Raw genomic sequence first — 25,054 nt, forward strand, 5'->3', positions numbered from 1 at the left:
GATCACGCTTCCGGCAGCATTGCAGCGTGTCGTTCGCGCCGTGTGGCGCAACGGCGCGCGCGTGCGCGATGCGCAGGAGCGAGCGATTCCCGAAGAAACCGCTGTCGCCTTCACCTATGGCGGTTCTTCGTATGCCGTCATGATGGCGACGCCGCGCGATCTTGAGGACTTTGCAGTCGGGTTTACGCTGACCGAAGGCGTGGCATCCCCTGACAAGATCGAGAATCTCGAAATCATTCCCTCGGAAGCCGGGATTGAGCTTCGCATGCGCCTTGCGGAAGCGCAGGAACACGCCCACGCCGAACGCCGCCGTCACCTCGCGGGGCCGACCGGTTGCGGATTGTGCGGGATCGAGTCGCTGACCGAAGCGATGCGCGATCTTCCGAAAGTAACGAGCAAGGAAATCTTCGCACCCGAAGAAATCATGCGCGCTGTTACCTCGCTTCCTGCGGCGCAAACGTTGAACAACGAAACGCGCGCAGTACATGCCGCTGCATTCTGGAAGCGCGGACAAGGGTTGGTCGCGCTGCGCGAGGATGTCGGCCGCCACAACGCGCTCGACAAACTGGCCGGCGCGCTGACACGCAGCGGTGTTTCGGCTGCCGAAGGCTTCGTCGTCGTTACGAGCCGTCTTTCGGTCGAAATGGTGCAGAAGGCCGCGATGATGGGTGCGCCACTGATTGTTGCGGCGTCGGCACCGACCGCGCTCGCGTTACGTGCGGCGAAAGAATCCGGGATCACGGTCGCCGCGATTGCACGCGGAGACGGGTTTGAAGTTTTTACGCATGCCGACCGGATCGTTCTGGACGCGGTGCAGGGGACGGGAAATGTCGCACTCGGGGCCTGACAAGCTGGTCTATATGGCCAACCAGATCGGCAAGTTCTTCAAGGCGCAGGGTGATGATGTAGCGGTCACCGGTATTGCGGAACACATTAGAAAGTTCTGGGATCCGCGGATGCGTTCCGCGATTTTCGCGCACCTCGACACGGGCGGTGAAGGCCTTGACCCTGTCGTACATAATGCGATCAAGAAGCTGAAAGAGAGCGTCGCCGCAAACTGAAGCGCGGCGGCTTCAGCTTTTCTTTTCGATTCTGAAAATCAGAAGATCACCGCGCTTTTCTTCCGCGAGCAGCGCATTGCCGGTCTGGCGCACGAAATGCGGCACGTCGATCGTTGCAAGCGGATCGGTACATTCAAGCACCAGTATGCCGCCGCTTGCGACGTCCCTTAGTTTTTTCTTTGCTTCGAGTACGACCTGCGGGCAGCGGATACCGCGCAAATCGAGAATGGTTTCGGTCATTGCGCGGCAACCCATGCTTGCGTGAGCGTCAAGTCTTCCTGCGTCAGTTCATGGCCTGCGCGGATTGTGCGGGCGTCAAGAGTCGCTCCCGACTCCTGTAGCCATTTCTCAAGCGGCGGTGCACCGAAAGCGTATGGATCGTTGGCTCCGGTCAGCGACAGGATATGTTTCCCCGATAAATCGGCTTTCGGCAATTCGTCCAGCACCTGCATGGGCCGCAGCAAAATTGCACGCGAAACGACCTGCGGATGGAGCGCCAGCATCGCACCGATGAAATTGGCCCCGTTGGAAAAGCCAAGGAACGTCGTGCGCGCCGGTTCGATGCCGTAGGCCGGTATCGCGCCTTCAACGAAAGCCGCGAATGCCACGGCCTCCGCGCGAATATCGGCCTGATCGAAGCTGGTCGTGGTGAAGCGGCGGAACCAGCGTGAAATTCCTTCCTCGCTCGCGCGTCCTCGTACGCCGAGCAGCATGGCGCGGGGCTCAATCCGATTTGCTAGCGGCATGAGGTCGGCTTCGTTGCCGCCGGTGCCGTGCAGGAGGACGAAGGTCCGTCCGTCGGGATTATCGGGTGTGTGAATCCGGTGCACGAACGGCAATTCGCGCTTGGTGATACGCGGTTCGCCGGGGCGGGAGAATTGCGGCAGCATGACTTTCAGGTCCTGTTCTCTGGCGCGGTCGCTATCCGGCACAAATAGGCGCTCGCCGAGCGTTTCGACAGGCTCGTCGATTGCGAAGCCCGGCCCGTCGGTCGCAAGTTCGAGCAGGGTGCCGCCCGGCTCCCGTACATAGAGCGATGTGAAGTATTTGCGGTCGTGAAAGTTGGTCGGGGACGAGTTGAGCTTCGAGAGATCAGCCTCTGCCTGTTTCACGGCGGCGACATCCGTGGCGCGGAACGCGACATGATCCGCTATCCCCGTTCCAGGCGCTCCCGGCACGAAGCCTGAGCCATCGCGGATGTCGATGGCATCCGTTTCCGATACCAGACGAAAGGCCGCCTCTTCGCGCGCGGCCTCGCGGTAGCCGAAGCGTTTGACGAAAGATGCGGTTTCTTCCGGCGTTTCGGTGAGGATCGTCACCGCCCGCAGTCTTTGCACCGCCGCAGGATCGTCCTTCCACGGAGAGGCTGTCTGTATGCCGGAAGCGACCAGCTTCACGATGATTCCATCTGGATCTTTCAAACGCAGGACGGACTCGCCGAATTCCCGTGAGGGTCCCTCAAATTTCATGCCGCTGCGGATTGCGCGTGTCATCCATTCGCCGAGAGACTCCGGCGGCACGGCGAAAGCAATCTCGATCACCTGTCCATTGCCGATACGTCCACTCGAACCGTCCTGCCAGATGAGGAAGCTGACCAGCGAGCCGGGCGAGCCGGTACGGTCGCCATAGAAGAGGTGCAGTTGTTCGGCGTCTTCGAACCCGCCGCTTTGCTTCACGAGGCGAAGTCCGAGAAACCCCACATAGAAATCGACGTTCGCCTGTGCGTCGCGTGCAATCAGCGTGACATGGTGAATGCCGTTACTTTTCGTATTCTGCATGCAGGGAAGATAGCAGATCACCACGCGGGCTGCGCAACGACGTATCCATTCGCGCGGGTCAAAGAGGATCGGGCGCCGTTTCCGGCGCCCGACTTTTTTGTATTCCCTAACTTCGGCTGCGCTTACGCCGACGGAAGTTCTTTCGACGTGATCGTGTACTTCATCTGATCCGGCTCAAGGCAGTCGAGCAGCAGCGAGGCCACCTGCGCTTGCGGATACATGAGGAACCCCAGCTTCGGCTGGTTGGTGCCGGGGAGCTGAACGTCATGGGCGAAGTTATACGCCAGCCAGTTGCCTTCCCATGAGCCGAGCAGGGCAGCGCGCGCGGCGACGACCTTGGGATCATTGATGGCAAGATTTCCCGGCGGTTCTTCGAGAACAACCTTGCGGACGTCCGCAGGGTCGACAGGAATCCATCCGACATTGGCGATGTAGGCTTCCGCGCGGCAATGCTGCGCACGGGTCACGTTCGCCGAGCCGGCGCCTAGGCTCTTGTAGCCGAACTTCGACGGCGCAACACGGAGACCGTAGACGTCACGGGCAGGGACGCCGGCAGCACGGGTAAGGCCTACGAATAGCGCATTGAGATCGGCGCACTTGCCGGTGAGATCGCCCGTTTTCAGCATCGCGGCGATATCGCCGATGCCGCAGCCGCGCGTCTTCGGGTTGCGAGCGCTATTCTCGACGACCCAGTTGTAGATCAGCTGAACCTTTTCGATGTCGGTCTTCGCGCCCTTGGTGATCTTGTCGGACGTTTCCTTCACGATCCCGGTCACGGGAATGAGGTCGGTGCCGGTGAGATAAAGTTTGCGTTCGTTGGCGTTCAATGCGGCCGCGGCGCGCTTTTTGGTCGGGTCGATCTGGCGGTCGCGCATGGCGACGCGGCTCACGACTTCGACGAACGGTGCGGTCTGGTTGTCAGCCCAAGCAATGTGCACCATGTCTGCGCGGTATTTGGGTTCGGTGCGCTTCAGGGTTCTGCCGTTGGATTTCCAGGTGTTGCCGATCACGCGGAACCACTCCGCGTTGTTGATCGACGGCAGCGGCACCCAGGCCTGCATACCCTTGCCGGGTTTCGCGATTTCGATGCGCGTGGTCACATCGAATGTATTCCACTTGCCCGGTGTGAGATTGTAGGCAGCCCACGCCGCCGATGGCAGCGTTGCAGCAAGCGATACCGCGGCGGTTCCTTTTAGAAATTCTCGTCTGTCCATGGTTCTCTCCTCCCGTTTATTTTTTAAACCGCCGGTACGCGGGACGGGGTTGCTCCGCGCAGGCAGCAAGGTTTCGAGCTTCTTCAGTACGTCTGGGTGGCTCCAGTCGAGGTCGCCTTCGACGATCAGTTTCGGCTGAAGTTTTTCGTCGAGCACGATTGTCGTGGGCAGCGCATACACGCCCCACGCTCTTGAGATTTTCCGGTCGCGATCGAGCACGATCGGAAAATCCACTGGGTCTTTTTCGAAGAACGCACGCACGCGCAGGTCGATTTCTCCGACATCGACCGCGAAAACAGCGAACGGTTTATCTGCGTTCGCTTTCAGGAAGAGATTGAGCGACGCCATTTCCGGGCGGCACGGTTCGCAATAGGTCGCGAAGAAGTGCAGCAGGACGATCTTGCCGCGTTGATCCTGCAAGGCGAGGGGCTTGCCGCCGCGATATTCATCCAGCCGAAACAAAGGCCCGGCAGGCGCGGTCACGGGACGCAGATCCGCAGGCTGCGCAGCATGTGCGGCCGTAACGAAACCGCAAAGAACCATGATGAGCGCAGCGAATGTGCGTACGGCCGAACCGGGAATGAAAAAGAAGAAAGAGGCCTGGGAGCGCGCTACGCCACCGGACTGCCGTTGCGAATCTGTGCCCCGATACACGGGAGCAGCCGCGGGTTTCACTCGGCCCGATATTGCGGAGGGCAATGGCCAAGGTCAATAAATTGAAGTTTTTCCAAAGTGTCGCAGGGGCTATATTTTGCCAGATATAACCCTTTGGTATTATCTCCATATAGAGACAGGTTTTGTGCGACGCACAAAATATGCTTATTATTCAGGCACTTATTTGACTCTGAAGTTACTCAAAAGTACCCTTGTCTAGAACGCGTGTAAGTAAAGCGTCATGTCCCGCGGTGCGGGCCTAGCCCAAAGGGAAACCAAAAATGAACATGGAGCTGTCTAGGCGACAGTTCTTGCGTGTCGGCGGCGCCGGCATCGCTGGAACTACGCTTGGCGCGCTCGGGTTTGGCGAGGCGGAAGTCGCGCACGCGGCTTCGATCCGTCCTTACAAACTCGCGATGACCAAGGAAGTGCGGAGCAGCTGCCCGTACTGCGCAGTGTGCTGCGGCATGGTCGTTTTCTCGGCGAAGAACGAGAAGACCAACAAGATGGAAGTCACCCACATTGAGGGTGATGCCGACCATCCGGTCAATCGCGGCACGCTGTGCCCGAAAGGCGCCGGCGCCATCGACTACATCCGCTCGAAGACGCGCGTAAAAGAGCCGATGTATCGCAAGCCGGGCGGCGACAAGTTCGAGCCGGTCACCTGGGAATTCGCGATGGAGCGTATCGCGAAGCTCATGAAGGAAGACCGCGACGCGAACTTCATCGAAAAGAACAAGGACGGTGTGACCGTCAATCGCTGGCCGACGATGGCTTTCCTCTCGGGAAGCTCGTGCACCAACGAGACGGGATGGGTGACATGGAAAGTCACTCGCTCGCTCGGGCTGCTACAGGTCGAGAACCAAGCAAGGATATGACACGGACCGACGGTGTCCAGTTTGGGCCCAACATTCGGTCGCGGTGCAATGACGAACTCCTGGACGGACATCAAGAACGCTGATGTCGTCTGGATCATGGGTGGTAACGCTGCGGAAGCGCACCCTTGTGGATTCAAGTGGGTCACCGAGGCGAAAGCCGAACGTGGCGCAAAACTCATGGTCGTCGATCCGCGGTTCAACCGCTCGGCCGCCATGGCGGATCATTATTCGCCGATCCGTTCCGGTACTGACATTGCCTTCCTGTCTGGCGTCATCAACTACCTGCTGACGAACGACAAGATTCAGCACGAGTACGTCAAGAACTACACGAACATTTCCTTCATCGTGAAGGAGGGGTTCGGCTTCAATGAAGGTCTCTTCACGGGCTACAACGAGTCGACGCGCAGCTATGCCCGCGACACGTGGCAGTACGAGATGGGGCCTGATGGCTTCGTCGTGAAGGACGAGACGCTGTCGCATCCGCGCTGCGTGTATCAGATCATGAAGAAGCACTTCTCGATCTATACGCCGGAGCTGGTCGAGCGCATTTCCGGTTCGCCGAAGGAGAAATTCCTGAAGGTGGCCGAATGGGCGGCTTCGACCTCGACGCGTGATCGTTCGATGACGATCATGTACGCGCTTGGCTGGACCCAGCACTCGCACGGTGCACAGAACATCCGTTGCGCGGCGATGATCCAGCTTCTGCTCGGCAACATCGGCGTGCCCGGCGGCGGCATCAACGCGCTGCGCGGTCACTCGAACGTGCAGGGCATTACGGACATCGGAACGCTGACGGCGTCGTTGCCGGGTTATCTGGCAATGCCGGTCGATAGCGAGCCGACGCTCGAATCGCATCTGACCAAACGTCAGTTCAAGCCGATTCAGGCGAACCAGACGAGCTACTGGCAGAACTATCGCAAGTTCTACGTCAGCTTCCTGAAGAGCATGTACGGCGACAAGGCGACCAAGGAAAACGAGTTCGGCTATCAATATCTGCCGAAGCTCGACGTCGCTTACGATGTGCTGCGCATGTTCGACGTGATGCATCAGGGCAGGACCACCGGTCTGCTCTGCCAAGGCTTCAATCCGATGATGTCGGTTTCGAATTCCCGCAAGGTCGTTGCGGCGCTTTCGAGACTGAAGTTCCTGGTCAGCATGGATCCCATCGAAACGGACACTGCCCGGTTCTGGGAAAATCATGGCGAGTACAACAACGTCGATACCGCCAGCATCAAGACCGAAGTGTTCATGCTTCCGGTGACTTCCTTCGTCGAGGAAGAAGGCAGCTTCACCAACTCCAGCCGTGCGGTGATGTGGAAGTGGGCCGCGGCCGATCCTGTCGGTCAGTCCCGCAAGGACATCGAAATCCTCGCCGACCTCTATCTCCGTATTCGCAAGATGTACGAGAAGGACGGTGGCAAAGGTATCGAGCCGCTCATGGCCGCGAGCTGGAACTACAAGGATCCGCATGATCCGTCGGCTGACGAACTTGCCAAGGAGCTTAACGGCAAGGCGCTCGTCGATCTCAAGGACGCGGAAGGCAAGGTTGTCCGCGCCGCCGGCCAGCAGCTCGCCACTTTCGGCGAAATGCGGGACGACGGTACGACCGATGGCGTCCAGTGGATTTACACTGGCTTCTACGGTCCGAATGGCAACTGGGCTATGCGCCGCGACAACGCCGATCCTTCGGGCATGAACGTATACGGCAACTGGGGCTTCTCCTGGCCGGCCAACCGCCGCATTCTCTACAATCGTGCGTCGGCTGACGTTCAGGGCAATCCCTGGAGCGATGCGAAGAAGTACGTCTTCTGGGACGGCAAGCGCTGGACTGGTGCGGACGTGCCTGACTTCGTGCCGACCAATGCCCCGTCGAATGGAACTGGTCCCTTCATCATGAACGCGGAGGGCGTGTCTCGCCTGTTCGCGGCTCCCATGAACGAAGGCCCGCTGCCGGTTCACTACGAGCCGTTTGAATCTCCGGTCGAGAACGTGTTGTGGCCGAAGATCAAGGGCAATCCGGTGGCGCGTGTGTTCAAGAACGACCTGGAAGTGTTCGGTAATCCGAAAGACTTCCCGATCGTCGCGACCACGTATCGTCTCGTCGAGCACTTCCACTTCTGGACCAAAAACGTCCACATGAACGCGGTCGCTCAGCCGGAGTTCTTCGTGGAAATGTCCGAAGAGCTTGCTGCGGAGAAGGGGATCAAGAAGGGCCAGATGGTCCGTATCTGGTCCAACCGCGGCGAAGTGAAGGGCAAGGCAGTCGTCACCAAGCGGCTGAAGCCGTTCAAGATCGATGGCAAAACCGTCCACCAGGTCGGCCTGCCGTTGAACTTCGGCTTCGTCGGCGAAACCAAGAAAGCCTCGCCGATCAACTCGCTGACTCCTTATGTCGGCGACGCAAACTCGCAGACGCCTGAATTCAAGGCGTTCCTTGTCAACATCGAGCCCATTTCCGGGCCGTCGGCATAAGGGGAGGAAGCACAATGTATCCCGTAATTCCGAACCCGATTGCCAAGCCGGTTGACGCGAAGTTTGGCGAGAAAGACCTGATCAAGCGTTCGGCGACGAACATCACGCCTGCCGCGACCCGGCAGACGGAAGTCGCCAAGCTGATCGACGTCTCGAAGTGCATCGGTTGCAAGGCATGTCAGGTGGCGTGCCTTGAGTGGAACAACTTGACCGAAGAGGTCGGTGTCAACGTGGGTGTTTACGACAACCCGCACGATCTGACGCCGAACACTTGGACGTTGATGCGTTACACCGAATATGAGAATCCGGAATCCGGCAATCTTGAGTGGCTGATCCGCAAGGACGGCTGCATGCATTGCGAGGATCCGGGCTGTCTCAAGGCGTGTCCGGCTCCGGGCGCGATCGTGCAGTACTCCAACGGAATCGTCGATTTCGTGAAAGCGAACTGCATCGGCTGCGGTTATTGCATCAAGGGATGCCCGTTCAACATCCCGCGCATTTCCAAGGTCGATAACAAGGCCTACAAGTGCACGCTCTGCTCCGACCGTGTCGCGGTCGGCCAGGGACCGGCTTGCCAAAAGGCTTGCCCGACCCAGGCCATCGTCTTCGGCACCAAGGACGAGATGAAGAAGTGGGCCGAGAAGCGCATCACGGATCTCAAGTCGCGCGGCTTCAAGAATGCCGGCCTCTACGATCCGCCGGGAGTGCAGGGTACGCACGTCATGTACGTGCTCCAGCACGCCGACAAGCCCAGCATCTACGCCGGTCTTGCCGACAATCCGCGTATCTCTCCGATCGTCGAACTGTGGAAGGGCGGCACCAAATATGCCGGTCTTGCGCTGATCGGCCTGACAGCCGCGTTCGGTTTCATCCACCATCTGGTGGCGGGAGCGAACCGTGTCACCGAACACGACGAGCAGGAAGCCAAGCGTCTGGCAGGGAAGTGACCGATGACAGCTTCAACAGAGGTCGCACCGGGAGATGCCGTCCACCGCGGTGAGCAGGTCGTCGTAGACCGCTACTCCACGGGCGCGCGCATCAACCACTGGATTACGGCGGCGAGCCTCGTGCTCCTCGCCATTTCCGGGCTCGCGCTGTTCCATCCGTCGCTGTTCTGGATGACCGCCTTTTTCGGCGGTGGTCCGAACACGCGGGCAATTCATCCGTGGATCGGCGTCGTGCTGTTCTTCGGGTTTCTTGGCCTGTTCATCCGCTTCTGGAAACTCAATCTCTGGGAGCACACCGACAACGTCTGGCTGAAGAAGATCAAAGACGTTGTGATGAGCAACGAGGAGAATCTGCCCGAGGTCGGAAAGTACAATGCCGGTCAGAAGATGGTGTTCTGGTCGATGTCGATCTTGATCATTCTTCTGATCACGAGCGGCATCGTTATCTGGGAACAATACTTCGGCCATTACTTCTCGATCGAGCAGCGCCGTTTGGCGGTGCTCGTGCATGCGGTCGCGGCTGTCGCTGCGATTTGCGTCTGGATTGTCCATGTCTATGCGGCGATCTGGGTACGGGGCACGATCAGCGCCATGACCCGCGGGCGGGTCACGGGTGGCTGGGCGTGGCGGCATCATCGGAAGTGGTTACGAGAACTCGTATCCGGCAAGTAAAATATTTTACGGCAGGGGGCGCCGGCGGCTATAATTGCTGCCGGCGCCTTTCTCTTGACTACCCGCCGCGTGGCCCGTGCGGTTCGAGAGGTGAGTAATGTCAGCGAATATCGAACCCGATCCTTCAATCATCGGGAATATCGCAAAGCCTCCTTTTGTGAAGCTGCCTGATCCTGCGAGAATTTTCGCGGATCGCGCTGCGCGCTTCCGTGCGCTCGCATCGGGACATCAGCTTGAATCCTATTTGAAGTTGCTTGCCGGTATCGCGCAGGCGCAATCCGACATTCAGCAGGGTTTGCCTGAGGCGATCTTGCCGGAAGCGTCGGTTCTGACGCGCGCGCAAGAACACAAGATGCCGCCGCTCGACCGCAATGCGTTCAATCCGGACGGCGTCTTTGACGAGACCTTTGATCGTCTTTTGGCGCAGGCCGAGCTGCTTGAGATGCCAGCCGAAGCGAAAGCTGCGCTGGATCGCGTCAAAACGGCCGAACGCGCAGCGCGTGACATGATGATTCATAACGTGCTCGCCGACTCGATTCCCTTCGAGGCGTTGGCAGATCATGTCTTCGTCTCCGCGGCGCTTCAGGTGCATTTCGTTCGTCTGGCGGCGCGGCTGGACGACAAAACGCTCGTTGAAATCGGAAACGGCGTTTGTCCGTCCTGCGGCGGCGCGCCGGCCAGCACCATGATCGTTGGCTGGGCGGGAGCCGATGGCACGCGCTTCTGTTCGTGCTCTCTGTGCGGAACGCTCTGGAACTACATCCGCGTGCAATGCACGTTGTGCGGCTCCAACAAGCGGATGCAGTATCAGGAGATCGAAGGCTACGAAGGGCAGATCAAGGCGGAAATCTGCGAAGAGTGCCGTGGCTACGTCAAGATGCTCTACCAGCAGAAGAACCGCGACCTAGAACCGATCGCGGATGATGTGGCGAGCCTAGGTCTCGATTTGCTGGTCAGGGAGCTGGGCTTCCGGAGGGGTGGCGTAAATCCCTTCCTGATCGGCTATTGAGGCGCGCATCGTGTCCAGGGATGCAGGGCCGCTTCGAAATATCCCCTCGGTCGATGAAGTCCTGAAGACTGCCATCGCCGTTTCCGCCGTGGAGCGCTTCGGTCGACAGTCGGTGGTAAAGGCCGTGCGCGTCACGATCGGCGAAGCGCGGAAGAAAATGCGCGGCAATGGTGTTCACCCGGTCGAAGCGAGCAACATCGCTTCCGCCGCATCGAACCTTCTGGAACAGGAAGCGCAGCCGAAAGTTCGCCCCGTATTCAATCTCTCGGGGACGGTATTGCATACCAATCTTGGACGCGCGCAATTGGCGGAAGCGGCAATCGAAGCCGCAACTGTTGCCATGCGCGAAACCATCGCGCTCGAATTCGATATCGGAGAAGGCAAACGCGGCGAGCGGGATACGCTGGTTCGCGATCTCCTCTGCGAGTTGACCGGCGCAGAAGATGCGACAGTCGTAAATAATAACGCGGCTGCCGTACTGCTGGTTTTGAATTCTCTCGCAAAAGGCAAGGAAGCCATCGTTTCGCGCGGTGAATTGATCGAAATTGGCGGCGCGTTTCGTATGCCGGAAATCATGTCGCGCGCAGGCGCGAAGCTGGTTGAGGTGGGTACTACAAACCGCACCCATGAAAAGGACTACGCCGGCGCCATCGGGGCAAAGACAGGCCTCGTTCTGAAGGTGCATACCTCGAACTATCGGATCGAGGGTTTCACCAAAGAGGTGGAGGCGGACAAGCTCGCGATCATTACCCGCAAGCACAAGGTTCCGCTGGTCAACGATCTCGGCTCCGGCACGCTGATCGATCTTTCGCAATTCGGCATGTCGCATGAACCGACTGTTGCCGAGGCCGTGAAGGAAGGCGCCGATCTTGTCACTTTCTCCGGCGACAAATTGCTCGGCGGCCCGCAGGCCGGTTTCATCGTCGGAACGAAAGAACTGATCGCAAAGATCAACAAGAACCCGATGAAACGCGCACTGCGCATGGATAAAATCCGTCTCGCTGCACTCGAAGCAACGCTTCGGCTTTATCGCGACCCGGATAAACTTGCGGCCTTGCTCCCAACCGTGCGCATGATTTCCCGCAAGAAGCGCGATATCGAAGCCGCCGCGAAGCGCTTGCTTCCTGTCTTCGCCCAAGCGGTTGGAGATGCCTTCGAAGTCGCGGTCACCGCTTGCGCCAGCCAGATCGGTTCCGGGGCGTTGCCGCAGGAGACGATCGAAAGCGCCGGAATTGCCATCCGTGCGAAGGTGAAAAGTGGCGGCGCGATCGCGGACCTGTCGAATGCATTCCGCGCGTTGCCTATTCCCGTGGTCGGGCATATCGAAGACCGGGCGCTGATCTTCGACCTGCGCTGCCTAATGCGTGAGGATTCATTCGCAGCCAACCTCGCTTCGCTTCGCGTGAAGGGAAGCAACTGATGGCGTTGTTCTCCCGGAAACAAAGGGCGGAAGACGCGGTCTCGAACGCCGCGGAGCAGATGGCTGCCGCCTTCGAGGCGTCGCAACGCGGTGATTACGAAACCGCGCTAGCGATCTGGGGACCGCTGGCGCATCAGGGCGTTGGCCGCGCGCAGAACAATGTGGGCGCGTGTTTCTCCGAGGGCCTCGGCGTGGAACGCGATCTGGCCCTTGCGATCAAGTGGCTGACGCTTTCCGCCGAAGGTGGCGACGCGGTGGGGCAACGCAATCTGGCGGCGGCTTATTTCAAGGGCGAAGGCGTCGAAGAAAACGCCGTTCGCGCCGCCGAACTGTATCAGCTCTCCGCGACACAGGGCGACGCAGCCGCACAGGACATGCTGTCGTGGATGTTGCTGGAAGGCGAGATCATCCCGCCCGACTACGCGGAGTCAAAACGTCTCGCGGAGGCGGCGGCCTCTCAGGGCAACGTACCTTCGATGACCCGCCTCGGCATGATCTATCACAACGCGCTTGGCGTGGAACGCAGTGCGCAGGAGGCTGTGCGCTGGTGGGACAAGGCTGCCGCGCGTGGTGACGCCGATGCGCAGGCGATGCTCGGCGCAGCTTATCATCTCGGCGCAGGCGTCCCGCGCGATCCTGTTTCCGCGTTGATGTGGCTGCTGCGGGGTCAATATGGCGGGAGCCAGCTTGCGACTCCGTTCATCGATCCGGTCCGTGCTGCGATGGACGATGCGGACAGGGAGCGTGCGAAGAAGCTCGCAGAAATGCCGCTGCCGGAGCCGGTCGCATGATTATCGGAACGGCAGGACATATCGACCACGGCAAGACCTCGCTGGTGCGCGTTCTCACTGGCGTCGATACCGACCGCCTGAAGGAAGAAAAGAAGCGCGGCATTTCCATCGATCTCGGCTTCGCCTATCTCCGCAAGGACGATGCGACGCTTGGTTTCGTCGACGTTCCGGGTCACGAAAAGTTCGTCCACAACATGCTGGCTGGTGCGACCGGCATCGACTTCGTGCTGCTCGTGGTCGCGGCGGATGACGGCGTGATGCCGCAGACCGCGGAGCATCTCGCGATCGTCGATCTGCTCGGCGTCGATCATGGCGTCGTCGCTATCACCAAGGCCGATATGGTGAGCGAGGAACGTCTCGCCGAAGTCAGAACGCAGATCGCGAATACGCTCGCCACGACGACGCTGCGCGACGCCGAAATCTTTGCGGTGTCGAGCATCACGGGACAGGGCATCGACGATTTGCGCGCGCGCCTGTTCGCCGCAGCGGCACAGACAGCGCGCCGTCCTGCCGACGGCCGCTTCCGGCTCGCAGTGGACCGCTCCTTCACGATGCCGGGTGCCGGTACGGTCGTTACCGGAACAGTTCTGTCCGGCCGCGTGACGGTTGGGGATGCGGTTGTCATCAGCCCGTCGGGATTGAGCGCTCGCGTGCGCGCCATTCATGCGCAGAATCGTCCGGCGGAAACGGGTGTTGCCGGCGACCGCTGTGCGCTTAACCTGACCGGCGACAAGATCACCAAGGAAGCAATTTCCCGTGGCGATGTTGTCATGGATCCGGAACTGCACGCGCCCACCATGCGCGCCGACGTGACTGTGCGCGTCCTGCAGTCCGAGACAAAGCCGCTGACTCAATGGATGCCGGTCCGGCTACATCATGCATCGTCGGAAGTCGGCGCACGTATTGTTTTGCTTGGCGAAGAACCAACTGCACCCGGTACGGAATCCCTCGTGCAACTCGTGCTCGATCAGCCGATCGCCGCCGCCGCAGGCGACCGCTATGTGTTGCGCGATACCACCGCGCAACGGACGATTGCTGGTGGCCGTCTTGTCGATTTGCGTGCACCCGCCCGCAAGCGGCGCACGCCGGAGCGCATTGCGCAACTGCAATCCCTTTCCATTGCTCATCCCGGCAAGGCGCTGACGGCGCTGCTCAACCAGGCGCCGGGCTATGTCGAGTTTTCCGCTTTCGTACGTGACCGTGCGCTCGGCGTGGAAGAAGCCGCCAGCCTTGTCGAGAACACGCAACTGGTGAAGCTGGCGACGCCGAAGGGCGAACTCGCGCTTTCGCAGCAGAATTGGCAGCGCTTGCAGCGTGCAATTCTGGGCACGCTCGAAGTCTTTCACAAGGAAAACCCTGATCTCGCAGGTATCGGCCTCGAGCGGCTCCGCTTGCAAATGGAACCGCGTTTGCCGGCACCGGCATTTGCTACGCTGCTGGAGGGGATGGCGCGCGAAAAGCATATCGCGCTTGACGGCGCGTGGGTGCGCCTCGCTTCGCACGAGGTCCGGCTTGCGCCGCAGGACGAAAGCCTCTGGCAAAAGATCGAACCGATGATCGGAGGAACTGAACGTTTCCGCCCGCCGCGCGTTCGCGATGTTGCCAATTTCCTGCAGGTCAAGGAGCAGGAAATACGAAGGCTTTTCAAGGTATTATCGAGAATGGGTAAGGCCGATGAAGTGGCGCACGATCACTTCTTCCTCCGCGGCACGGTCGCTGAGATGGTGGAAATCTCCACTGACATCGCGGCGAAAGCGGAAGGCGGCTGGTTCACTGCGGCTTTGTTACGCGACCGATTGGATAATGGCCGTAAGGTTGCTATCCAGATTCTCGAATTTTTTGACAGGCACGGCGTCACGATCCGGCGCGGCGATCTCCGCTCCGCCGGATCAACCCGCATCGCCTGGACCTGTTTCGCCGTAGCGCCGGACAATCGGCCGGCCCGGCAACAACAAATGGAAGAGCATCGTCCCCGGTGGGGCGTCCGGACTTCAAATCCGGGAAGGGCCGCGAGCCGGTCCTTGGTGGGTTCGACTCCCATTCTCTTCCGCCAGAAAAACGGAGCAACGTCCGATGAGTGCACCGCAAGTCGTGAGCTATCTCGACGAACTGAATCGTGTGGCAATCGAAGCAAATGTCGCCGAGGACGAGTTCCGCAGGAACATCACGTCGCGCATCCGCGAGCTTGAGGAAGCACGCGCATTCGCATTCCGCCGCCTGAACTTGATGAAATCGGTAAGCGCTTCCGTCGTCGGCGCGAAAGATGAAGAGGAAGCGAAGACGAGAGGATCCGCCGCCTTCTTGCAGGAAGTCGGATGGAGCGGCGGCAGCCAGTCGCAGGCTGAAGTAGTGGCGTATTTCGCGCCAGTGGCTCTTGCGATCTGGAATGCATCGAAGACTGAAGCCACTCCAGACGACGCCGCGAAGATCGCAAAAGAACTGGCCGGATTTGAATCGTGGTACGCGCAGGGCCGCGAGGAACCGTTCCTCAAATTGATGCAGCAGGAACCGCTGGAGCTTCCGCTTGTCGAAGTCGCGTGACGGCGATCGTCCGTTTCAGTTCAATACCTGGATCGCGGAAGAGTTTCGCGAGTCCGGTGCGTTTACCGCGCTTGTGCTGCTGGTATCCATCGGCAATCTGGAAGTGACTCCGCTGCGCTCCACGTTCCTGCATGTCATCGGCGACGAGGTGGACTGGATCGCGTTCAGCACGATGATGCGCGGTGCGAACGTGGAATGGGACGGCGCGATGCTGATGCCTGTGCGAGACAACGACGGCGGACCGCTTGAAGACGAAAGCGCACGCACCGAACTCCGGGCGCTGGAAAAGCGGGTTGTCGAAGATCGCATGATCCTCAACGAAGGCCACTTCTTCGATAAATGGGGCCGCCGCATGAAGATCGAGGAAGCAACGGCGCAATGACAGCGTTGCGCCTTATTGCGGACCGCGGCCGCAGCGCGCGGAATAATATCGCGCTCGGTGCAGCGATGGTCGAGCTTCGAGCTAAGGACGAAATCCCGGATACGTTGCGTATCTATTCGTATCCGCGTTCCGTGCTGTTTGGCCGCAATCAGGATGCCACGCGAACCGCCGACCTTTCGTTCTGCGAAAGGGAAGGGATTGAAGTCGCCCGGCGCATTACCGGCGGCGGCGCAATCTATATGGATCAAGGTGTCGTGACCTGGGATCTTGCGCTGGCGAGCCGAGCGCACTCCGATATTTCCGCACTCGCGGCCACCGTATGCAACGCTATAGCGATTGGGATTTCTGGTCTTGGTGCTGCTGCCCGTTTTCGCGCGGAGAACGATATTGTTATCGGTGCACGCAAGGTCGCCGGCGCGAGCGGGTATCGTGACGGCGCTGCGCTTATCTATCAGGGATCATTGATGATCGCGCCTGATTTCTCGACGATGGCAGCCGCATTGCGGCTTGCGCCGGTCAACGCGCATATAACCTCACTCGGTCAGGAACTTGGATATGCTCCTGAAAACGAAGCGATTTTCTCGCTTCTTGCGGACGCGGCCGCGAATGCATTGAACGCCACGCCGGAGCGGAGTTCATGGACAAAGCAGGAGCGGGTGCTTGCTTCGCAAATGCTTCACGATGAAATCGGCCGCGACGATTTCGTATTTCAGGGTGAAGCTGACGGAAGATTTGCGCCGCCTTTGCCTCGCCTGTCATCCGTAGAAGCAGCCGCGCAATGAAACGCAAACTCCTCGTCGTGCTGGCCAACACCGATCCTCGTAACGGCGAGGAACTCGGCGCGCCGTTCTACCACGCGGCAATCGCAGCTGCGATGGACTACGAGGTGGATGTCGTTTGCACCGCGACCGCGGGCAAGCTGATGTTCAAGGGTGTCGCCGAGAAAATCCACGTCAAGCCCGGCCATCCCAAAACAGTATACGAGTGGATCAGGGAGGCGCACGATCACGGCGCGCGCTTCTGGGCGTGTCCCGCTAACCTCGATCTGTTCGACGTGAAGGAGTCCGATCTCATCCCCGAATGCAGCGGGATGATGGGTGCCGCCGACATGATCGAACGCATCATGGGCGACGAATACCGCGTAATGACGTATTGAATCACCATGCCTCTCGTTCGCGGTTGTAATTTTCCGGATCACCTTCTTTACGACGTGGAGCATCACGTCTGGTACGCGGTAGGCGACGATGGCCTGCTGCGTGCGGGCATTACCGTTATCGGCGTAGCGCTCGCGCGCGAGGTGCTTGTGTTCACGCCGAAACGGCCCGGAACGGAATTTGAAAAGGACCGCGCATTGGCGATCGTCGAGAGCGCGAAATGGACCGGCTCGGTTCGCTCCGCATTCGACGGCACGGTTGTCGCAGTGAACGAAAGTCTCAAGGCACGCCCGCACATCGTCAACAACGATTGTTACGGCAAAGGCTGGATGGTTCAGCTACGTCCGTCGGCAGGAAACTGGCGCGAGAAACTGATCGCGGGGACAGACGTGGCGAGCGCCTACGAAGCGTGGATGGAAGATACTGCGTTTGCTGGTTGCGGTAGCTGAGTTCAGGCCACTACCTGCACGACCGGCTCTCCCGCTTCGACCTTTCCGACAATGGCCGCCAAGGGATATCCCGCTGCGCGAATTTGCTTGAGCAGGCGGTCGGCCGCGGAAGCGGAGCAGGACACGAGCAAGCCGCCGGAAGTCTGTGGATCGGTCAGCAGGTGCTGTTTCCACTCGGAATAGCCGTCGGGAAGCTTCACAGAAGCACCATAACTCGACCAGTTGCGGTGAGACGCGCCCGTCACATGACCGGCCTGCGCAAGATCGCGCGCAGCGGCGAGGTAAGGCACTTCGCCGCTGAAGATCACGACTTTCGCATTCGAACCATGCGCCATCTCGGAGGCGTGACCGAGCAGGCCGAAGCCGGTGATGTCGGTCACCGCATGGACATCCGCATCGCTGGAAATCTCGCCGCCGACACGGTTCAACAGTGTCGTGGTCGCTATCATTTCGGCGTACTGCTCGCCGGTGAGAATGCCCTTCTTCAGCGCGGCGGAGTAGACACCGACGCCGATGCCCTTGGTGAGGATGAGCGCATCGCCGGGTTTCGCGCCGGTATTGCGCCGGACCTGTTCCGGCTTGCAAATGCCGATGACGGCAAGTCCGTAGATCGGCTCCGGTGCGTCGATGGAGTGTCCGCCTGCGACGGGAATGCCAGCGTCAGCGCAAACGCTCGCGCCACCTTCGAGAATGCCGCGCACGATTTCGACCGGCAATTTTCCGAGCGGCATGCCGAGGATAGCGAGCGCGAAGATCGGCTTCGCACCCATCGCGTATACGTCGGAAATCGCATTGGTCGCGGCAATGCGCCCGAAGTCGCGGGGATCGTCGACGACCGGCATGAAAAAATCGGTGGTTGCGACGATGCAGGTGTTGTCGTCCAGCTTCCATACTGCCGCGTCGTCGCTGGTCTCCGCTCCGACAAGCAACTGTGCGAATGGTTTCGCCTGCGGATGACCGGCCAGCAATTCCTGCAACACGGATGGGGCCAGTTTGCAGCCGCAACCGCCGCCATGCGCCAGGCTGGTAAGACGTACGACAGGTGCGTTCATCGCGCTCTCCGGAAAAGCAAAGAAGGGGAGCCGCACCGCGGCAATAAGGGGCTTCCGCATCCGCGAAAACCATCATTGAGATTAGCATGTCGCACCACTCTAGGCCAATGCAGGGCTATGGCCCGCGTACTCGGTAGCCCGTCTTTTTCGCTATGGGAGCTTTGTCTCAGGCGCAGATTGCCAACAGACGGATTTAATGGCTCAAAGCGGGGATGAATGAATATCTGAATCCCGGCGAATACATCGACAGCGAGAACAGTTCCATCGTGCGCTTCGCGGAGCAGGCGGTGGAGGGCGTGAAGGGAGAAAAGGCGAGGGCAATTGCGCTTTATCTCGCCGTGCGCGACTCCGTCAGCTACGATCCATATGTCGATTTCAGCGATCGGGAAACCGTCCGCGCGAGCAGCGTGCTTGCGGCGGGCCGGGGTTATTGCATCGGTAAAGCTTCGCTGCTTTCAGCTTGCGCGCGTGCGGTCGGCATCGCCGCACGGCCGGGTTATGCCGACGTGCGCAATCACATGACTTCTAAGAAGCTGCGCGATCTCGTGGATAGCGATATTTTCCGCTGGCACTCCTACGCTGAGCTGCTTGTCGGCGGAAAATGGGTGAAGTGCACGCCCGCTTTCGACAGCGCACTATGCGAGCGGGCAGGCCTCGCGCCGCTCGAGTTCGATGGCGTGAGCGACTCGCTGTTTCATCCCTACGATCCGCAGGGCCGCAAACACATGGAATACCTGCTGGAGCGCGGGACATACGCCGACGTTCCGTTCGACACCATCATGGCGGACTTTCAGCGGTATTACCCCCGCCTGATGACGAACGGCTCCGTACAGGGTGATTTCAAAGCGGAAGTAGAGACTTCCGGCTAGTTTGCCGGACAATCGCCATTGGTGCGACGTAGGGAGAGCGGGGTACCAGCCGCGCTTGTGCAAAGCACCATTTTATTGGGATTGACGCGCGATTTGTGAAGCCTTTACGCTTTGTCGGACAAAGAGCGAGAGGGCGCGTGTCGGACACTCACGACAGATTTGAACGCCTGAACGTCGCGCCGGCCTATCAGATGGTCGCCGACGCGATCGAGCGTGAGATCATCCAGGGCCGCATCCGTCCGGGAGAGCCGATCGGCACCGAGTCCGAACTGGTGCGCCAGTTCGGCGTGAACCGCTCCACCGTGCGTGAAGGCATCCGCGTGCTCGAACAAGGCGGCCTCATCAGCCGCGACTCCAGCCGTCGTCTGTTCGCATGTGGCCCGCATCACAATCGCCTCGCGAGCCGCCTGAGCCGCGCACTGGTGTTGCAGGAAGTAACGTTCCGCGAACTCTACGAGACATCGATGGTGCTCGAACTCGCTTCGATCGAGCAGGCTGTAGAGCGCGCAACCGAAAAGAATATTGCCGAGCTTTCGGAAAATGTTGCGAAGACCGAAGCGGCAATCGACGATCCGGCACGCATCGCGGAACTGAATTCCGAATTTCATGCGCTGATCGCGAAAGCATCGCAGAACCGCGTGCTGCAGCTTGCGCGCGAGCCGACCGGTTTGCTGTTCTTCCCGACTACCGAAGTGATCTGCCGCAAGGTTGCGGAAGGTGCTTTGCGCATGATCGAGGCGAACCGCATGATGCTGAAAGCAATCAAGGCGCGCGACAAGAAATCGGCGATACTCTGGATGCGCCGTCAGGTCGACGACTGGCGCAAGGGTTTCGAGCGAACCGGCAAGACGCTCGATGAAGCGGTGGACAAGAGCTATCTCCGCGCGGCGACGCGCTAGATGAAAATCTGACAAGAGCGCGAAAAGCGCCGGGGCAGGGAGGACGGGAATGGCGAATGAAGAACAGCCGGTGCTGCTGCGCAACGATGGCGCGGTCGCGCATATTCGCTTCAATCGTCCGCATGTGCTGAACGCGCTGAATGCCGATTGTGCCTATGCGCTGCTCGCGGCTTGCAAGTCGGTCGCAGCAGATACGAATAATCGTGTTGTAGTGATTTCCGGCGAAGGCCGCGCCTTCATGTCCGGCGGAGACATTGGTTCGTTCGGCAAGGCCATGGGCGAAACGAACGATTTCTTCCAGAGGCTGATCGGCGTCTTCCACGAGTCCATGGAAATTCTCGCGGGCCTGCCGCGGCCGGTGCTGGCTTCGCTGAACGGCGCAGTAGCAGGCGCTGGCCTCAGCGTCGCGATGATCGCCGATCTCGCAATCGCGGCGGATGACGCGAAATTCACGCTGGCTTATTCGCGGCTCGGCACCAGCCCGGACGGCTCATCCTCCTGGTCGTTGCCGCGCATCGTAGGTTTGCGCAAGGCGATGGAAATTGCGCTGCTCTCCGATGTATTCGATGCACAGGAAGCGCAACGCCTCGGCCTCGTGAACAAGGTCGTGCCCGCGGCCATGCTCGCGGAAGAAACGGATAAGTTTGCAAAGCGCCTCGCGTCCGGTCCTACGTTCGCTTACGGGCAGATCAAGAGGTTGCTGCGTCAGTCGCACCTCAATTCGCTTCATGACCAGCTTGCCAGCGAGGGCGAAGCCTTCGTTGCCTGTTCGCGCACCAAAGATTTTGCCGAAGGCGTTGCCGCTTTCGTCGGCAAGCGCGCTCCCTCGTTCAACGGAGTCTAAGAGTGGGCATCGGCGACGACATTCCCGCAGCCGATCTTGCCGTTCGCGGCGTGTCGCTTTCCTTCGGCGGCCTGAAGGCGCTGACCGACGTGACGTTCGACGTTGCGCCGGGTGCGATCACGGCCGTGATCGGTCCGAACGGCGCAGGCAAGACTTCGTTGTTCAACTGCATTTCCGGTTTCTACAAGCCGCAGGCAGGCGAAATCGCGTTCTGCGGCGAGAACATCAATCACATGCACGCGCCGGAACGCGCGAAGATTGGCCTCGCCCGCACGTTCCAGAACATCGCGCTGTTTCAGGGCATGACCGTGCTCGACAACATCAAGCTCGGCCGTCACGCGCACATGAAGACCAACATTCTGGATGCGGTCTGGTATTTCGGCCGCGCGCAACGTGAAGAACTTGAACTTCGTCAGGAAGTTGAAGAGAAAATCATCGACTTCCTCGAAATCGAGCACATCCGCGACCAGCCGGTCGCCTCGCTGGCCTATGGCCTGCGCAAGCGCGTAGAGCTGGCGCGCGCGCTCGCCATGAAGCCGCGCATCCTCATGCTTGATGAGCCGGTTGCCGGCATGAACCGCGAGGAAACCGAGGACATGGCGCGCTTCATCCTCGACGTGAAGGAGGAGTGGGGCGTCACGATCCTGATGGTCGAGCACGATATGGGACTGGTCATGGATATTTCCGACCAGGTCGTCGTGCTGAACTTCGGGCAGGTGATTGCAAAGGGCAAGCCGGCCGAAGTGCAGAACGACCCGGCGGTGATCACGGCTTATCTCGGCGCCGGCGACGTTGCCGACGCCGTACGCCGCATGGGGGAGAAGGCGGCGTGAACATCGACTGGCTCTATATCGTCGAGATCGTGCTGGCCGGCCTCGGCTCCGGTTCGCTGCTGTCGTTGACCGGGGTCGCCTTCGTGCTGATCTACAAGGCGACCAAGGTCGTGAACCTCGCCGTCGGCGAAATGCTGATGATGGGCGCTTACTTCTTTCTGGGGTTTGTCTCGATTTCGTTCCTGCCGCTCTGGGCAGCCATCGTGCTGGCGATCCTCGCGGGTGGATTGCTCGGCGGTGTGGTCGAGCGCCTGCTGATCCGGCCGATGCTCGGCGAAAGTCCCATCTCGGTTTTCATGGTGACGGTGGGCCTCGGCTCCGTACTCGTCGGCGTCGTGCAACTGTTCTGGGGCTCTGACCAGCACACGCTTCCCGCGTTTCTGCCGAGCCGCCCCGTCTTTCTCGGCCCGGCGGTGGTCGCCCCGAAGATTGCGGTGTCGTTCGTGATCGCGTCGATCCTGATCGCGTTCTTCCTCGTCATCTTCCGCTACTGGCGCGGCGGCGTGGCGCTGCGCGCTACCGCGACCGATCAGGGCGCGGCTTATTCCTGTGGCATCAACGTGCCGCGCGTATTTTCCTTCGCATGGATTGCGGCGGGAATGGCCGCGGCCGCAGCCGGCATCCTGATCGGCTCCATCGGCGGCCTGTCGCCGGTGATGGGCGTATTCGGCCTCTCGGTGCTGGTCGCGGTGATTGTCGGCGGACTCGACTCCGTGCTTGGCGCGCTGATCGCGGGCCTCGTTATTGGCGTCGTGGAGGCCGTCGTCGGCGCGCAGTTCGGCGGCGAATACAAACTCATGGTTACCTTCAGCATTCTTGTCGTGATGCTGATGATCCGGCCTTACGGCCTGTTCGGCACGACCGAGATCGAGCGGCTCTGACATGCGTATAGGCACCGCTCACCAAACCTACGCGCAGGCAGAGTCGCTGCTCGACTCGAACGTGCAGCGTTTCATGCTGGCAGCATTCTTCATTCTGCTCGCCGCGTTCCCGTATCTGGCGAGCGATTACTGGATTTATCTCGCCTGTCTCGTTGGCATCAACATCATCAGCGTGACGGGCCTGAACATCCTGACCGGCTTTACCGGGCTGGTGAGCCTGGGCCATGCGGCGTTTATGGCGGTCGGCGCCTATACGGTCGCGCTGATGGAAAAACACATCGGCTCGCCGTTCGTGTTCAACCTGATCGTCGCGGGCGGGGTCGCTGCGCTGATCGGTATGTTCGTTGGCATTCCCAGCCTGCGCGTGAAGGGTTTGTATCTCGCGGTTGCGACCATCGCCGCCGCGATCATCCTGCATTTCGTGTTCGCGCAGTGGGCGTTCGTCGGCAGGACCGGCGGCATGAATGTCACGCCCGCCAAACTGTTCGGGCTGGAATTGACGCGCTACTGGCAGGTGTACTGGCTGATCATACCGGTCGCCGCGCTCGCGATCCTGGCTGCGGCGAACCTGTTTCGCACGCGCATCGGCCGCGCCTTCATTGCAATCCGCGACCGCGATATTTCGGCGGAAGTGCTCGGCATTCCGCTATTGCGTTACAAGCTGCTGAGTTTCGCGATCTCTTCGTTCTATGCGGGCGTTGCCGGCGGCCTCTGGGCATACATGCAGCGCACGGTAACGCCGGAGAGTTTTCCGCTCGAGACTTCGATCTTCCTTTTAGCTGCCGTCATCATCGGCGGCATGGGCAGCATCCTCGGCGGGATTCTCGGCGCGATCTTCATGACGCTTGTGCCCGACATGCTGAAAATCGCGGTGTCTTGGCTGACGCCGGTTTTCCCGAATGCGCCCGCGCTGCTCGCGCCGGTGCGCACCATCGTTTTTGGCGGTCTCATCATCGGCTTTCTGCTGTTCGAGCCGAAGGGGCTTGCCGAAATCTGGCGCCGCGTGCGCCGGTTCTTTCACCTGTGGCCGTTCAGAAAATAATCATCACCCGGAGGAAATGAGAATGAAGAAGATTAATCGAAGAGAAGCGGTAGCGCTTACCCTCGCGGGTGCGGCGACTGCCACGTTCGGTTTTCGCGGAACAGCCGCCGCGCAGGCCGGAGAAATCGTACTCGGCGGATCGATTCCGCTGACCGGCGTGTTTTCGTTCGCAGGCATCGCGATCAACAACGGCATCAACGACTACGTGAAGATCGTGAACGATGCCGGCGGCATCGGCGGCCGCAAGATCAAGTACGTGTTCGAGGATACCGGCTACAAGGTCGATACCTCGGTCGCGGTGTTCAATCGCCTCACCAGCCAGGACAAGATCAACCTCTATTACGGCGACTCCACCGCGTTCTCGAAGACGATCAACGCTGAATTGCTTCGCCGTGGCGACATGATCATGGCCGGCGCATCGTTTGCGACCGAGCTGAACGATCCGGCAAAGTTTCCGTATCAGTTCATCGCGGGTCCCGACTATTCGGAAATGACCGGTATTCTGCTCGAATACATCGCCAAAACCACGCCGAAGGCGAAGATCGCGCTCGTCAACTCCGATACCGAATTCGGCCGCGACCCGATCGCAGCAACCGAAGCGAAGGCGAAAGCGTTGGGCCTGACTGTTGTCGAAAAGATCATCACCGCGCCGGGCAGCGTCGACGTTTCGACCGAGGTGCTGAAACTCCGCCGGGCCGATCCCGACTACACGATCTTCCACGGCTATGTGCTGGCGCCGCTGCCGGAGTTCATGACCCAGGCCAAGCAACTCGGCCTGAAGTCGAAGTTCATGGGCACGTTCTGGTCGATGGACAGTGGTCTCTGGGCGAAATCGGCGGATGTGGCCGACGGCTTCATGGGCGTCATGCCGTATCGCTACTATTACGACACCGACGGCAAATCGCCGATGTTGGAGCAGATCCGCAAGCTACGGCCGGAATATCAGTCCACCGGCTACACGCAGGGCTTCCTGACCGCGATGCTGCTGATCGAGGCGGCGAAGCGCACCCTCGCCGACAAGAAGGAACTGAGCGCGAAGAACATGAAGGCCGCGCTTAACTCCATCAAGGATTTCGACACCGGCGGTCTGATCGGCGTGCCGATCTCGATTCCTGGTAACACGATCCCGGTCGGCCGCGTCTATAAGTATGACGGCAAGGAAAAGAAGATGGTTGCCGTCTCTGACTGGATCAACCTGCAGAAGTGACGACA

The 25,054-nt window shown here is 60.0% G+C and carries 24 protein-coding genes, 1 tRNA gene and 2 pseudogenes; 22 read left to right on the forward strand and 5 right to left on the reverse strand.

All coding sequences use genetic code 11. The annotated features are described in order from the left end of the window. Positions 1-19: 19 nt before the first annotated feature. Together fdhD and KF794_05955 are read left to right on the forward strand one after the other, a co-directional pair. Positions 20-847: a formate dehydrogenase accessory sulfurtransferase FdhD gene (gene fdhD, locus KF794_05950; protein QYK46610.1), complete on the forward strand. Its 828-nt coding sequence runs from the start codon at positions 20-22 to the stop codon at positions 845-847. After that, the gene (locus tag KF794_05955) at positions 828-1,061 is read left to right on the forward strand and encodes a formate dehydrogenase subunit delta (protein ID QYK46226.1); all 234 of its coding nucleotides are present in this window, start codon (positions 828-830) and stop codon (positions 1,059-1,061) included. Before fdhD ends, KF794_05955 begins: the two co-directional genes overlap by 20 nt. A 12-nt stretch (positions 1,062-1,073) precedes the next feature. Here the strand turns inward: KF794_05955 and KF794_05960 are convergent, their stop codons facing one another. The 4 genes and pseudogenes from KF794_05960 to KF794_05975 form a co-directional block, all read right to left on the reverse strand. Next, a complete protein-coding gene (locus KF794_05960) occupies positions 1,074-1,301 on the reverse strand; it encodes a sulfurtransferase TusA family protein (protein ID QYK46227.1) in 228 nt (75 codons plus the stop codon). After that, complete coding sequence (locus KF794_05965; GenBank protein QYK46228.1) at positions 1,298-2,839, reverse strand: VOC family protein; 1,542 nt, start codon at positions 2,837-2,839, stop codon at positions 1,298-1,300. Before KF794_05965 ends, KF794_05960 begins: the two co-directional genes overlap by 4 nt. A gap of 122 nt (positions 2,840-2,961) precedes the next feature. Continuing rightward, entirely contained in the window at positions 2,962-4,053 is a 1,092-nt protein-coding gene (locus KF794_05970; GenBank protein ID QYK46611.1) for a twin-arginine translocation signal domain-containing protein, read from the reverse strand. Positions 4,054-4,113: 60 nt separating this feature from the next. Beyond that, positions 4,114-4,596: pseudogene (locus KF794_05975) on the reverse strand (TlpA family protein disulfide reductase). A gap of 392 nt (positions 4,597-4,988) precedes the next feature. On the opposite strand from KF794_05975, the gene fdnG reads away from it, so the two are divergent. The 13 genes and pseudogenes from fdnG to KF794_06040 all read left to right on the forward strand — a co-directional run bounded on the left by fdnG (position 4,989) and on the right by KF794_06040 (position 17,422). After that, the gene (gene fdnG, locus KF794_05980; protein QYK46229.1) at positions 4,989-8,057 is read left to right on the forward strand and encodes a formate dehydrogenase-N subunit alpha; all 3,069 of its coding nucleotides are present in this window, start codon (positions 4,989-4,991) and stop codon (positions 8,055-8,057) included. A 14-nt stretch (positions 8,058-8,071) separates the two neighbouring features. Next, positions 8,072-9,004, forward strand: a complete 933-nt coding sequence (fdxH, locus tag KF794_05985; protein QYK46230.1) for a formate dehydrogenase subunit beta — start codon at positions 8,072-8,074, stop codon at positions 9,002-9,004. Positions 9,005-9,007: 3 nt separating this feature from the next. Next, positions 9,008-9,676: a formate dehydrogenase subunit gamma gene (locus KF794_05990; protein ID QYK46231.1), complete on the forward strand. Its 669-nt coding sequence runs from the start codon at positions 9,008-9,010 to the stop codon at positions 9,674-9,676. 97 nt (positions 9,677-9,773) lie between these two features. Further along, complete coding sequence (gene fdhE, locus KF794_05995; GenBank protein ID QYK46232.1) at positions 9,774-10,685, forward strand: formate dehydrogenase accessory protein FdhE; 912 nt, start codon at positions 9,774-9,776, stop codon at positions 10,683-10,685. Between the two features lie 10 nt (positions 10,686-10,695). Continuing rightward, positions 10,696-12,105, forward strand: a complete 1,410-nt coding sequence (gene selA, locus KF794_06000) for an L-seryl-tRNA(Sec) selenium transferase (GenBank protein ID QYK46233.1) — start codon at positions 10,696-10,698, stop codon at positions 12,103-12,105. Continuing rightward, positions 12,105-12,896: a sel1 repeat family protein gene (locus KF794_06005; GenBank protein QYK46234.1), complete on the forward strand. Its 792-nt coding sequence runs from the start codon at positions 12,105-12,107 to the stop codon at positions 12,894-12,896. The genes selA and KF794_06005 overlap by 1 nt, the downstream gene beginning before the upstream one ends. Continuing rightward, positions 12,893-14,811 (forward strand): annotated as a pseudogene (gene selB / locus KF794_06010) (selenocysteine-specific translation elongation factor). The gene KF794_06005 and the pseudogene selB overlap by 4 nt, the downstream one beginning before the upstream one ends. A 42-nt stretch (positions 14,812-14,853) precedes the next feature. Then, positions 14,854-14,949, forward strand: a tRNA-Sec gene (locus KF794_06015). 20 nt (positions 14,950-14,969) lie between these two features. Further along, a complete protein-coding gene (locus KF794_06020) occupies positions 14,970-15,437 on the forward strand; it encodes a hypothetical protein (GenBank protein ID QYK46235.1) in 468 nt (155 codons plus the stop codon). Beyond that, positions 15,421-15,819 (forward strand): hypothetical protein, encoded by a 399-nt coding sequence (locus KF794_06025; protein QYK46236.1) that lies wholly within the window; start codon positions 15,421-15,423, stop codon positions 15,817-15,819. The genes KF794_06020 and KF794_06025 overlap by 17 nt, the downstream gene beginning before the upstream one ends. A gap of 65 nt (positions 15,820-15,884) precedes the next feature. After that, positions 15,885-16,601 carry a hypothetical protein gene (locus KF794_06030; protein ID QYK46237.1) on the forward strand — a complete coding sequence of 239 codons (717 nt, stop codon included), beginning with the start codon at positions 15,885-15,887 and terminating at the stop codon, positions 16,599-16,601. Then, complete coding sequence (locus KF794_06035; GenBank protein ID QYK46238.1) at positions 16,598-16,975, forward strand: DsrE/DsrF/DrsH-like family protein; 378 nt, start codon at positions 16,598-16,600, stop codon at positions 16,973-16,975. Before KF794_06030 ends, KF794_06035 begins: the two co-directional genes overlap by 4 nt. A gap of 6 nt (positions 16,976-16,981) precedes the next feature. Beyond that, positions 16,982-17,422: a glycine cleavage system protein H gene (locus tag KF794_06040; GenBank protein QYK46239.1), complete on the forward strand. Its 441-nt coding sequence runs from the start codon at positions 16,982-16,984 to the stop codon at positions 17,420-17,422. A gap of 2 nt (positions 17,423-17,424) precedes the next feature. Here KF794_06040 and selD read toward each other — a convergent pair whose 3' ends face one another. Further along, positions 17,425-18,474, reverse strand: coding sequence for a selenide, water dikinase SelD (gene selD, locus KF794_06045; GenBank protein ID QYK46240.1), 1,050 nt, complete (start codon positions 18,472-18,474; stop codon positions 17,425-17,427). A gap of 212 nt (positions 18,475-18,686) precedes the next feature. Here selD and KF794_06050 point away from each other — a divergent pair, with 212 nt between their 5' ends. The 7 genes from KF794_06050 (at position 18,687) to KF794_06080 (ending at position 25,049) form a co-directional block, all read left to right on the forward strand. Next, positions 18,687-19,343: a transglutaminase family protein gene (locus KF794_06050; protein QYK46241.1), complete on the forward strand. Its 657-nt coding sequence runs from the start codon at positions 18,687-18,689 to the stop codon at positions 19,341-19,343. Between the two features lie 191 nt (positions 19,344-19,534). Beyond that, entirely contained in the window at positions 19,535-20,242 is a 708-nt protein-coding gene (locus KF794_06055) for a FadR family transcriptional regulator (protein QYK46612.1), read from the forward strand. A gap of 49 nt (positions 20,243-20,291) precedes the next feature. After that, the gene (locus KF794_06060) at positions 20,292-21,086 is read left to right on the forward strand and encodes an enoyl-CoA hydratase/isomerase family protein (protein QYK46242.1); all 795 of its coding nucleotides are present in this window, start codon (positions 20,292-20,294) and stop codon (positions 21,084-21,086) included. A 2-nt stretch (positions 21,087-21,088) separates the two neighbouring features. Further along, positions 21,089-21,919, forward strand: coding sequence for an ABC transporter ATP-binding protein (locus tag KF794_06065; GenBank protein ID QYK46243.1), 831 nt, complete (start codon positions 21,089-21,091; stop codon positions 21,917-21,919). 2 nt (positions 21,920-21,921) lie between these two features. Then, on the forward strand, positions 21,922-22,800 hold the full coding sequence (locus tag KF794_06070) for a branched-chain amino acid ABC transporter permease (GenBank protein ID QYK46613.1): 879 nt from the start codon (positions 21,922-21,924) through the stop codon (positions 22,798-22,800). A gap of 1 nt (position 22,801) precedes the next feature. Continuing rightward, positions 22,802-23,842: a branched-chain amino acid ABC transporter permease gene (locus KF794_06075; protein QYK46244.1), complete on the forward strand. Its 1,041-nt coding sequence runs from the start codon at positions 22,802-22,804 to the stop codon at positions 23,840-23,842. 22 nt (positions 23,843-23,864) lie between these two features. Continuing rightward, a complete protein-coding gene (locus KF794_06080; GenBank protein ID QYK46245.1) occupies positions 23,865-25,049 on the forward strand; it encodes an ABC transporter substrate-binding protein in 1,185 nt (394 codons plus the stop codon). Positions 25,050-25,054 lie beyond the last annotated feature (5 nt).

The organism is Xanthobacteraceae bacterium (genome assembly GCA_019454205.1).
In the GTDB taxonomy this organism is placed as follows: Bacteria; Pseudomonadota; Alphaproteobacteria; order Rhizobiales; family Xanthobacteraceae.